Source organism: Mucilaginibacter antarcticus, assembly GCF_042686155.1.
GTDB lineage: Bacteria > Bacteroidota > Bacteroidia > Sphingobacteriales > Sphingobacteriaceae > Mucilaginibacter > Mucilaginibacter antarcticus.
Genome location: NZ_JBHUON010000004.1, coordinates 95,613 through 106,647 on the forward strand (window position 1 = coordinate 95,613; position 11,035 = coordinate 106,647).

At 42.8% G+C, this 11,035-nt stretch carries 12 protein-coding genes and 1 tRNA gene; 8 read left to right on the top strand and 5 right to left on the bottom strand.

All coding sequences use genetic code 11. The features are described from left to right. The first annotated feature begins 39 nt into the window (after window positions 1-39). From ACFSYC_RS05250 to ACFSYC_RS05260, 3 genes are read left to right on the top strand one after another with little or no spacing between them, the layout of a single operon-like run. Window positions 40-381, top strand: a complete 342-nt coding sequence (locus tag ACFSYC_RS05250; protein ID WP_377124267.1) for a hypothetical protein — start codon at window positions 40-42, stop codon at window positions 379-381. 1 nt (window position 382) lies between these two features. Further along, a complete protein-coding gene (locus ACFSYC_RS05255; protein WP_377124269.1) occupies window positions 383-799 on the top strand; it encodes an SH3 domain-containing protein in 417 nt (138 codons plus the stop codon). Window position 800: 1 nt separating this feature from the next. After that, entirely contained in the window at window positions 801-1,199 is a 399-nt protein-coding gene (locus tag ACFSYC_RS05260; protein ID WP_377124271.1) for a hypothetical protein, read from the top strand. A 178-nt stretch (window positions 1,200-1,377) separates the two neighbouring features. Here ACFSYC_RS05260 and ACFSYC_RS05265 read toward each other — a convergent pair whose 3' ends face one another. Next, the gene (locus ACFSYC_RS05265) at window positions 1,378-1,575 is read right to left on the bottom strand and encodes a YtxH domain-containing protein (protein ID WP_377124273.1); all 198 of its coding nucleotides are present in this window, start codon (window positions 1,573-1,575) and stop codon (window positions 1,378-1,380) included. A gap of 291 nt (window positions 1,576-1,866) precedes the next feature. After that, a tRNA-Asn gene (locus tag ACFSYC_RS05270) sits at window positions 1,867-1,940 on the bottom strand. A 180-nt stretch (window positions 1,941-2,120) separates the two neighbouring features. Between ACFSYC_RS05270 and ACFSYC_RS05275 the strand changes: the two genes are divergently transcribed. The 4 genes from ACFSYC_RS05275 to ACFSYC_RS05290 all read left to right on the top strand — a co-directional run bounded on the left by ACFSYC_RS05275 (window position 2,121) and on the right by ACFSYC_RS05290 (window position 5,601). Further along, entirely contained in the window at window positions 2,121-3,575 is a 1,455-nt protein-coding gene (locus ACFSYC_RS05275) for a TlpA family protein disulfide reductase (RefSeq protein ID WP_377124275.1), read from the top strand. 95 nt (window positions 3,576-3,670) lie between these two features. Beyond that, on the top strand, window positions 3,671-4,129 hold the full coding sequence (locus ACFSYC_RS05280; protein WP_377124277.1) for a GyrI-like domain-containing protein: 459 nt from the start codon (window positions 3,671-3,673) through the stop codon (window positions 4,127-4,129). Between the two features lie 89 nt (window positions 4,130-4,218). After that, the gene (locus tag ACFSYC_RS05285) at window positions 4,219-4,809 is read left to right on the top strand and encodes a GDSL-type esterase/lipase family protein (protein WP_377124279.1); all 591 of its coding nucleotides are present in this window, start codon (window positions 4,219-4,221) and stop codon (window positions 4,807-4,809) included. 111 nt (window positions 4,810-4,920) lie between these two features. Beyond that, window positions 4,921-5,601: an esterase family protein gene (locus tag ACFSYC_RS05290; protein ID WP_377124281.1), complete on the top strand. Its 681-nt coding sequence runs from the start codon at window positions 4,921-4,923 to the stop codon at window positions 5,599-5,601. Window positions 5,602-5,621: 20 nt separating this feature from the next. On the opposite strand, the gene ACFSYC_RS05295 is transcribed toward ACFSYC_RS05290, so the two are convergent. From ACFSYC_RS05295 to ACFSYC_RS05305, 3 genes are read right to left on the bottom strand one after another with little or no spacing between them, the layout of a single operon-like run. Continuing rightward, window positions 5,622-6,287 carry a DNA alkylation repair protein gene (locus tag ACFSYC_RS05295; RefSeq protein WP_377124283.1) on the bottom strand — a complete coding sequence of 222 codons (666 nt, stop codon included), beginning with the start codon at window positions 6,285-6,287 and terminating at the stop codon, window positions 5,622-5,624. Continuing rightward, entirely contained in the window at window positions 6,287-6,709 is a 423-nt protein-coding gene (locus ACFSYC_RS05300; RefSeq protein WP_377124285.1) for a VOC family protein, read from the bottom strand. Before ACFSYC_RS05300 ends, ACFSYC_RS05295 begins: the two co-directional genes overlap by 1 nt. A gap of 37 nt (window positions 6,710-6,746) precedes the next feature. After that, window positions 6,747-8,318, bottom strand: coding sequence for a CotH kinase family protein (locus tag ACFSYC_RS05305; RefSeq protein WP_377124287.1), 1,572 nt, complete (start codon window positions 8,316-8,318; stop codon window positions 6,747-6,749). Window positions 8,319-8,510: 192 nt separating this feature from the next. Here ACFSYC_RS05305 and ACFSYC_RS05310 point away from each other — a divergent pair, with 192 nt between their 5' ends. Continuing rightward, a complete protein-coding gene (locus ACFSYC_RS05310; RefSeq protein WP_377124289.1) occupies window positions 8,511-11,030 on the top strand; it encodes a beta-L-arabinofuranosidase domain-containing protein in 2,520 nt (839 codons plus the stop codon). Window positions 11,031-11,035 lie beyond the last annotated feature (5 nt).

Consider the following 11,035-nt stretch of genomic DNA (forward strand, 5'->3'; position numbering starts at 1 on the left):
TTCAGTTAATATAGTTTCTTCTAAAGAAAATCTATATCAATGAAAAGAAAACTTATAACACCACTACTGTATGCATCTTTGCTGCTAGCGGGGACACAGTTTCCGGCCTGCAAAAGTAAATCTGCCGAAAACCAGGCGGCTGATTCTGTGGCAAGAGACACCACCGTCAATTCTGCGCCCGTTGAAATTGCTCCTGATGACGAACTAACTAAAAACACTAAAGATGCCACCAAGGACTTCCCTGGCGTAACTGCGGACGTAAAAGACGGCGAGATTACCCTGAGCGGGAGTATCACCCGTGAGAGATTACAGCAACTTATGATGTCGTTAAACACGCTACACCCAAAGAAAATCAACAACAATCTAACCATTACTCAATAATATGGCACTACAAGAAAAATATGGAGAATTGGTAGCTGCTGCCAAGGCTGGCGGGATAGCCAACTTACAAGTTAGAGAGCAAGGGAATGTATTATATATAGATGGGTCTACCTCAAGCGGCACTTTGAAGGACGCTCTTTGGGATATCTATAACAAAATTGATCCAGACTATCGCGCAGGAGACCTTATCCTGAACATAGATGCCTCGGCCGCGCCGGGTACCAAAGCAACGGTAACCACTGAAACATCAAACTTAAACATTCGCAAGGGGCCCGGCACTGATCAACCCATAGCTGGTAAAGCTGCGCATGGTGAAATTGTTGCTGTCATTAGCCGTGCTAATGAGCAATGGTCGCTTGTACGGACAGAAAGTGGTGTAGAAGGATATGCTTATAGTCAATATTTAACCCAACAATAATATGTTTGAAGAAATATTAAAATTGGTCAAAGACCATATTGGCAGCAACCAACAAGTTGATTCGGCACTACCTGCAGCTCAAAAAGACGAAGTACATGAAGAAATTGCAAGCCATATAAACAGTGGTTTAAAAAACGAAGCTCAGGCACAAGGAGGCGTAGGTGGCTTGCTTGGTTCTCTTGTAAGCGGCCTATCTTCTGGTAACCCAGTCATTACTGCCATTGAGGGCGGCCTTGTAGGTAGTTTAGGGAGCAAATTTGGCCTGTCACCCGCGGTTACAGGGGCAATATCGGCATCATTGCCGGGATTACTTCGAAAATTTGCGCACAAAGCAAATGATCCCAACGATGAAAGCGTTACTCCTGATAGTATTCAAAAATCATTGGATATTTTCAGGTAGCAAAATTTGCTTTACGGCGAATTACGTCAACGTTAAACCTGACATCGCTATAGAGAAAAAATGTCCCTAAAACAAATGGCTAAGCGGACATAGGACACCTTCGCTACTGATAAGGACTATCCTTAACAAAAAACGCCAGACTAGTAGCCTGGCGTTTTTTTGTTAAGGGTTAAAAAATTTAAGAGGTTGGTTGTTTTCCATAACCTGATAATTGGTCCATCGCTTGGTTGGCAAAGCCTTTAACTTTGTCTATTAATTCAGGCGATTGCTCTGTCAAGTCATCAAGTACTGATGATCCGTCTTCCCTTTTCTTAGTTAGTTGTTTAATACCAAATGCAACTGCTGCCCCTAGTATTGCGTATTTTAATATGCCCATGTTTTTAGTTTCGAAGTAGAAAGCAACTATGATGCCAACTGCATAAGGCAACCGTAGCAACTAATGTTGATCTAGCTGTTTCCTGACTTCACAATTAAAAAAAGTGTCGGGCGTTGTAATGGTTTATTAGTAATTGCAAACTTACCATCGATTGGGTGTTGCCATTTGACAACAAATTGTGGGTCATTTAGCAATTCAAGTTAGCAAACACTTAGTAAGCTTAGTAACTAATTAAAAACACTTGCAAACAAAAAGAGCCTTTAAGTTTGAACTTAAAGGCTCTAAGAGCTGCTCCTGAGCCTGGACTCGAACCAGGGACCCTCTGATTAACAGTCAGATGCTCTAACCAGCTGAGCTACTCAGGAGTGTTTTCCGGTTTGGAGTGTGCAAAAGTAGCATTTCCCTGTATATTTCACAATCTTTTTTTAAAAAAAATGTAACGTATTAATTATGAGCATATTTATTTTTTATTGTTAAGGTTGGGTGCTTGATAAGGCTGAATAAATTAATAAATTTATAGCACAAACCATCACACCTATTAACGTATGCTAAAAACACCTACCCTTGTCATAACGTTGCTCGCATTCCATGTATGCACCTATGCTCAAACAATAAAAGCCGGTAAAGATGTTGCTAAAACCAATCAGTTAGCTAATGCGGCGCCAAATAAAACCAGCTCTATAACCTTTCACCTTGAAACCGTGGCTGGTATTGGCCCCAGCGGCTTTAGCAACAGCGTTATAGCCAACACCGATATGTTGAAAAACAGTAAAGACCCATTTTATCGCGAGGAATATAAGGCCTACCCACAAATGAAAAATAAACCGGCTTTGGATAGTTTGGTTGAGTATCTATACATTGTAAACGATCCACAGTTTTTCTTTCAAAACTATGTGGCCGGCATATACTCGAAGGAGTTTATGATCAAAAAAATGGGCCACCTTAAATATGAACTGGCCGATACCATTAAACTATCACGCAAGCCGTTGTTATGCTACATCGCTGTTATAGCAGGGTTTAATAGCAATAAGCAACCTGTTTACATGGTGGATGCTAATAACAATGGCGACTTTTCCGACGATAAAACGTCGCCGGTATTAAGCCGCATAATGGACGAAGAATTGATGGTGAATTCATCACAAACTGCGGATATTACCTATATGTATAAAGGGCAGGTAAAAGGCGGCACAAAAAAGATCACTGCCCAGGCGGCTGTTTACGATAAAAAGTTCGCGGTCAGCTTCTCTTTCCCTGAGTTTAATTATTTGAAGTTTGATTACAAGGGTAAAAAATACATAGCTATTAGTCAGCCCCGCTCATACGAACCTTTTTATACCATAGTGCCAGACAGGCCTTATTTTACAGGTTTGGGTAAATCAAAATCTGTAAAAAACGGACAGTTTGTCAAAATTGGCGATGACACCTTCGGCTTATCATCCGTTGCGGACAATGGGAACGAGTTAACTTTAATTGGCGATGACATCGAAGGATTCAGGTCAGACAATACCGTGAACAGAACCTATATCAAAAGTAAACCCCGCAATACAGATGGGGTGGTTTCAAGGCAAACCGGCTTTAAAGCACCGGAGATAAAGGGCATTGATGTAAACGCCAACGCTGCAAAGTTGAATGCTGCAGTGTCGCTGGCCAAATTAAAGGGTAAATATGTTTTCATTGATATTTGGAGCACCACGTGCATTCCCTGCATTGAAGAGTTTCCGAACATTAAAAAAGTTTACAACTTGTATAAAAACAAAAACTTCGAGATCATAGGTATTGTAGACGAGCGCAGCCCTAACGCGACAGCCCGGTTACTTAAACTGCATAATGTAAACTGGCCAAACATTATTATGGGGAAGAGCGCCACTCAAATTAAAGGTTATGAGGATATTAACTCGTATCCAACCACTTACCTGATAGACCCTACAGGAAAGATCATAGCAATTGACCTGAGAGCCGAGGCGCTGATGAATAAACTGAAGACGCTCTTGGGCGTTTAAAACCAAAATCCCCGTTAGCTTACCTGTTGAGACGGGGGTTTTGATGGCAATTTTTATACTATCTTCGCCGCAAATAAATATCTGGACCTTGCATTATGGCTAGTCAACAAATTGCAGCATTTAACGTTATTGGCGTTGCCGTACGCACCACGAACCAAAATAGCCAAATGGCTATAGACATACCTTCACTTTGGGGAAAGTTTATGAGCGAGGGCATATTGTCCAAAATTCCTAACAAAGTTGATGATACCATTTATTGTATTTATACAGACTACGAAAAGGACCACACCCTACCTTATACTGCTATAATAGGCTGCAAAGTTGCCGATTTAAGTCAAATACCAGAGGGCATGGTAGGCCACGCGATAGGCGAAACCAGCTATCAAAAATTTATTGCCGAGGGTGATTTATTGGAGGGCGCGGTTTATTATGAGTGGACCAGGATCTGGAGTTTAAACATTTCAAGGAGTTATACTTCTGATTTTGAGGTTTATACCCAGCGCTCTCAAGACCCAGTAAATCCCACGGTTGATATTTTTATCGCACTAAAATAATCAGATACGTTAGGCGAAATAATAACTTCAAAAACATTTGCTTTTAAAATCATTTAAATTAGGTTTGAAAGCAGATAACCCTCTGAATTATGTTTTGGTACGAAGATGATATAAAACGACTGGAAAAGCTCCGAACGGAACTTAGCATCGAACCTGAAACCTTGTTTTATGGCAGCTCTTCAATCCGTTTGTGGTCCACACTCGTCGAAGATTTGAATGATCTGAAACCAATCAATCTGGGTTTTGGCGGCTCGAGCCTTGCGGCCTGTACTTGGTTTTTTGATAGGGTGATGGATGGTTATCAACCAAAACGCTTGGTAGTCTACGCCGGTGACAATGACCTTGGCGACGGCAGGCATCCCGAAGAGATTTTCATTTTTTTTCAACAATTTGCTGCCAACGTTATGGCACGATTTGGCGCCTTACCCTGCTATTTCATATCACTTAAGCCCAGTGTTACCCGGTGGGGTATCATTAATCAGTTTCATTACACCAACAAAATTATAGCCGCCGATATTACCGACAACCACCCAAACTGGCATTGGATAAATGTTTACGACGCGATGCTTAACGCCGACGGTTGGCCCGACAGGAAATATTTTGTGGGCGATGGCCTGCATCTAAGTGAGAAAGGTTATCAATTATGGACTAACCTGATTAAAAACGCTATCACCATATAATTAATCATTCGTTGATTAATAGTTAACATACATCCTTAATATTTCTGCCAAATTTGCAGCACAATGAATAGAGAATACTACAAATGGTGTAGCCCACAATTAAACAGAGACATGGAACTGCTTATTTTTGGCCACGCAGGTCAGGCAGTTCTTTTCTTTCCACCGCGCGTGGGGCGATTTTATGACTATGAAAACTGGGGGACAGTTTATGCATTGTCAGACCGTATCAACGCCGGCGAAATACAGTTGTTTTGTGTTGACAGCATAGACGAAGAAACTTTTTATAATAACTGGGCAGAACCGCAAGGCCGCATGGAAAGGCATTTGCAATATGAGCGATATATATTACAAGAAGTACTACCCTTTATTAAAACCAAAAACGATAGTATTGAGATTGAAGCAGCCGGATGCAGTATGGGCGCTTACCATGCTGCCAATATCGCTTTAAGATCTCCTCAATTATTTAATAAAATCGTGTGCATGAGTGGCAGATACGACCTCACCCAGCCGGTCACTCATTTTAAAGATCTGCTTGACGGCTATCGTAGCGAAATAGTCTATTTAAACATGCCGCGCCAGTACATGACCAATTTGGAGGACGAGGAATTGCTTGCCGAGATCCGAAAGATTAAGATAGTATTAGTGATAGGGCAAACAGACCCTTTCTTTGATGATAATTATGCCTTTAGCGAAACATTAGGCTGGAAAGGCATGCAACATGAGTTTCATATCTGGGGTGGCTACGCGCACTCCGCACGTAGCTGGAACCGAATGGTTCATCTTTATCTGTAATATATTTATTTCGATCTGCCTTACCCCTGCCTTTTCACCATCTCATTGATCCAAATCGGGGCAAAGGGCGATGTGCAGCCCTTAGATGTAGGATAGTCACGAAAGACTCCTAGTCTTTCGCCAATAGCCAAGGCACGCTCGCGGAATTGCGGATGATTGATGCCTATTTGGGCCAACGTGGTGTTCATAGTCCACTGCGTTTCTGTTGGGGCGATGGGCATCTCTTTTTCAATACGGTCAAGCAATGCGGTGATATCAATACCTTCGTGGTTGCGGGTTACACGGCCTGCGGTAAGGCTCCAACCGGCGCGGGCGGCCATGGCGTCCTCAGATTTCATCCAACGCTCACGCAACTCCTCTTTGTCAGGATGTTCTTTTATCACATAGCTCGACAGCCAGTCAGCTACATGCGCAAAACGGTTTGTGCAAACGATGCTGTCTACCTCGCCAATTGACAATTGTTTTGGATTGATAATTAACGCGGCAAGAAAACGCGCGTCGATATTACCCGTTTCCCAAAGGGCTAAACCCAACTCGTGATCCGTTTTTATTTTGTTAGCGATGTTGCGGATATCCCCCATCTTTACGCCAAACTGATTATCGCCGGCCCCGTACTTCTTGTTGTGAAGACGCATTTTTTCAGAGCCTGCGGCTTCTAACTGCTTTAATACTTCGGCAATGGTCATTAGGCTTCGCTTAGAGCTTTTATATCCAGCTTGGTCATCTTCATCAATGCAGCCATAACACGCTGTGCTTTGCCGGGTTCTGACATTAAACTTTTTAATGCCGTTGGTACAATCTGCCATGATACGCCAAACTTATCGCTCAACCAGCCGCACCGGTCGTACCGGCCGTCTTTGCCCAGTTGTTCCCAGTAGCGGTCAATTTCTTCCTGCGTATCACATTCTACCACAAATGATGTAGCCGGGGTAAATTGGTATTGCGGGCCGCCGTTTAGCCCCATAAACTTATTATCATTTAATTCAAACATCACCACTACCGGGTTTTCCGAAAGGATCTTTGAGTTTTTAAATATCGAACAATAATAATCTGCTGCTGCCTTGGCCTGCCCATCAAACCATAAACATGGGTACATTTCGTTTGTCATTAACCTATTTATCTTAATCACCTAAGATAATATTTATCTATTGATACTCGGCACTGTTAAATTTACTGTCAAGCCAGGTAATATGGTTAGTCATGAATGTTTTCAGGTATTGGATTTCTCCGTCGTATGATCCGTTTACCTGCAGCTCCAGGTACGATTTCTTTTTTAGGATATCCCACATAGTGAAATTGTAAACCTGCGAGTAAGCCAGCTTTTTAGCCAATGGGACTATAGCCCCTGGCACTGCCATTATCTTTGGTTTCAACTCGTTCCACCGGCTTCTTATTTTTTGGCGGAAGTTTGGATCTTGCATCATACGTTTTATCCAGATCTTAGGCTCAAAGGCCGATGTCAGCATTAACCCGTTTACCTGGTCGCCAAGGCGGTTATCGTTGTTGGCGGCTTTATCAAAATCCCATATTGGGCCTATATACACCTTGTCGTCATTACGCTTTTTGTACATATAAGTACTCCTAAACACATCAGGGTTTCCAATAACTTCGTTGATAAGGTAATAATCAACGTAACCATCAACATCAAAATACTTGCGGTAGCCATTTACCGGGTCGGTAAAAGTGGTGGCAAACAAGGCATCTTCAATTTTCTGGAAATGCGCTTTTATGTAGTCCTTTTGTTGCTGATTTACATCCTCATCAGGATATTTTACCACAAAGGGCATATTTTTGGCAGTTCTAAAATATACTGGCTCAGCTGTTGGGAAAAGATCCTGCTCAATTAAATATCCGCCCGAAATGTCCGGCAACGTAGTCGATGTCGATTTCTGATCTTCAATACCCACTATACCTTCTTTAACCTGTTGCGCCAACTGGTAACTACCACGATACTCGCCATTTAAAAAAAGTTCAACATAGCGCGAGTCTACCGTATGTGGCCTGCCGATGCTGCGGCTTAAGGCTAATGCCAACTCATTGCGAATTAAACTCTTGTCCGCCGCGTTTGCAAGTAATATCCAGCTTTTAGTTGCCGGCATACCAAGTATACTAGTCTTTTTATCAAGCTTTATTTTGTAAGGTTTTTTAGCGAAATCGCCCCAGGTTGAGTTACCGTGCCCCTTTACTTCCATCGCCAACGTGGCCGAAGACACATTAAAGTTGCTTACAGTTTTTATAGTACCGGTTAAATAAACTTCTTTACTGGTTACAGCCACTCCGTTTGTGGTATTTACATAAAGGGCTGGTATACCGTTGTCGGTAAATTTAATAAAGTAGTTTTTAATGCGGCCGTCTTCGCCTACTACAGTGTAAGTTAGTATATCGCTAAAATTAACCGTAGTAACGCCGCTTTGTTGTGTTTCGCCGTTTACAGTAACCTTTTGGCCTTTAATACTAAAATCAGCTACCAAAGCTTTAATATTAGTGCCGGCGAAAGCGTTTACAAATATGGTATCGCCTTTTATATCGCCAATAAGATCAGTTAACAAGCCCGGGTTATTGCTCATTTTAAATGAGAGAGACTGCACCTCCTTCGTTGTTTCCGGCGTCGGCTGTTGCGCATTCTTTTTACAAGCCGACAACGAGACAAATGTCGCCAAAAACAAAAATATCTGAAAACGGCGCGTAGCACGTTCTACATAATAGAAAGCATTCATGGTAGACTTATTAGATATAAATTGGTATAAAGGCAGCAGGAAGCCTTCGGTTAGTTAACATTAACTTAACGTTAAGGTATACAATTTGTTTTACACTACAAATCTGTCTTATCGTATCAAATGCTACCAACCAATTAGTGCAATCAACACATATTTTATTAAGTTTGTTATCTGAAAGTTTTTACCAATTATATGAGATCCTACAAGCTACTAACCCCCATTTTAACAGGGTTACTACTCAGCGCCAATTCGTTTGCGCAAACCACTTCTAAATATAATTTTAACCGCGCACCTTTAAAGCCCGGCGCATACGTGCAATTGCCTTTGGGAAGCATTAAAGCAAAAGGGTGGTTACTTAAACAGTTAGAGTTGCAAAAGGAGGGCTTTACCGGCCACGCCGAAGAACTTTACCCCGGCAATAACGATTTGGGTTCAAACTCAGACTGGCTGGGTGGTACAGGCAACGGCTGGGAAAAAGTGCCGTATTATGTAAAAGGACTGACTGCTTTGGCTTATACTTTAAATGATACCGAGTTAAAAGCTAAAGCCAGTAAATGGATAACCTATACCTTAGAACATCAACAGGAAAACGGCTTGTTTGGCCCGCCAAAAATGAAAGACTGGTGGCCGAGAATGCCTTTTATGTACGCAGCGCAAAGCTATTACGAGGCTACTAATGACGCACGTGTAGTTCCTTTCCTTTCAAAATACTTTAAATACGAATTGGCTAACCTTGATACTGACCCCCTAAGCAGTTGGGGCAGGTCTCGCGCAGGTGACAACATTGAGCTGGTACTTTGGGTATACAACAAAACCGGCGAATCTTTTTTGCTTGAGTTAGCCAACAAACTAAAAACGCAAGCATACCAATGGCAGGATATTTTCAGCCAAAATCTATTTCATTATTATGGTAATGATTACCAGCCGCGCCACATGGTAAACGTTGCGCAGGCCCTGAAATTTCCGGCTGTAGTGGCACAGTTTGCCGCCGAGCCTGTTTACGCTACCGCGATGCAAAAAGGCATTGCCCACATGATGCATGATAATGGGCAGCCCGAAGGTTTGGCTGCCGGCACCGAGCATATGTCTGGCAATAGCTCAGTAGAAGGCGTGGAGACCTGTACTGTTGTTGAGTGGATGCAAAGTTTGGAAACAGCGTCAAGAAACATCCATGATGCTAACATTGGCGACCACCTGGAGCGTGTTGCTTTTAACGCCCTGCCGGCCCAATACAGCCGCGATTTAAAGAATCACTCCTACTATACCCTACCCAACCAAATAAAAGCAGCCAATGGACAGCATGGTTTTTACCAGGATTATGGTAATGGTTTATTGTTGAGTCCTTACTCAGGTTTCCCTTGCTGCCGTTACAACTTGCACATGGGCTGGCCATACTTTGTAAAAAACAGCGCCCTTGCCACACCCGAAGGAGGCGTAGCCATTAACACCTATGGCCCAATGGAAATTAGTGCTTTTGTAGCCAAAGGCACCGCCCTTAAAATTACAGAGAGCACTAACTATCCTTTTGAAGAGCATATTTATTTAAGCTTAAGCTTGCCCGCGGCAACCACCTTCCCGCTGGTGTTAAGAATCCCGGCATGGTGCGCAAGCCCTAAGGTGTTAGTAAATGGCAAACCAGTTGCAGGTGTTAAACCGGGCCAGCTTTACACTATTAACCGCAAATGGAGCAGCGCTGATAAAGTGACGCTAAACTTCCCGATGCAGATCAAGATCGAAAAACAGGTTAACAACGCCGTAAGCATAGTACGCGGTCCGCTGGTTTACTCGTTAAAAATTAAACAAACAGCTACCACCATAAAAGAGCATAAGGTTGCCGGTTTTGTTGATACAGAGATTGTTCCGGCATCGGCCTGGAATTATGGCTTAACTTTGAACAATACGCTTTTGGCTAACCAGTTTGTTGTGGTTAAATCAGCTATGCCGGCTAACCCGTTTGAGGGCCAGCAAAGCCCGGTAACCTTAAAAGCCAAAGCAAAACAGATACCGGCATGGACGCTTGATTATCGCCAGACATCCGCCTTTGAGGTACCGCACAGCCCGGTTGCATCTACACAGAAAACAGAAGATATTGAGCTGGTGCCGTTTGGCTCGCAAAATATCCGCTTAAGCATTTTCCCTACTATTGGATCGCCTAAATACATTACAGATCGTTTTACCGAAGATTTTACGAATAACACATCAGAGGGTTGGGTAATATACGGCGGCCGTTGGTTTTATAAAGACGACGCTGTTAACTGCGGCGAACTGGAGAACAAATCTTCAGGCACTTACGGTTCTAAAATTGTAGCTACCAATACCAAATTTGATGACTTTACCTTCGCGGCTGACATTACCACTACCGGTGCCGGCGATGCAGGTTTAATATTCAGAGTAAGCGACGCTGCCATTGGCGCTGATGCCTATAAAGGTTATTACGTAGGCATCAACCCAACTAATAAAACTCTGGAGTTTGGCAAATCAAGCGACAATAAATGGATGCCGATAGCATCGGTAACCCGTACCTTATTTAAACTTGACCAAACCTATCGCATTAAAGTAAAAGCCAAAGGCACCCGTTTTGAGGTTTATATTGACAACGAAACCACCCCGGCTATTGCTGCCAGCGACGGCGAGTACAAAAGCGGCAATGTCGGTTTACGCACCTACCGGGCTATGGCTAAGATAGACAAGGTAGAGGTTATTAAATTGTAAGTGAA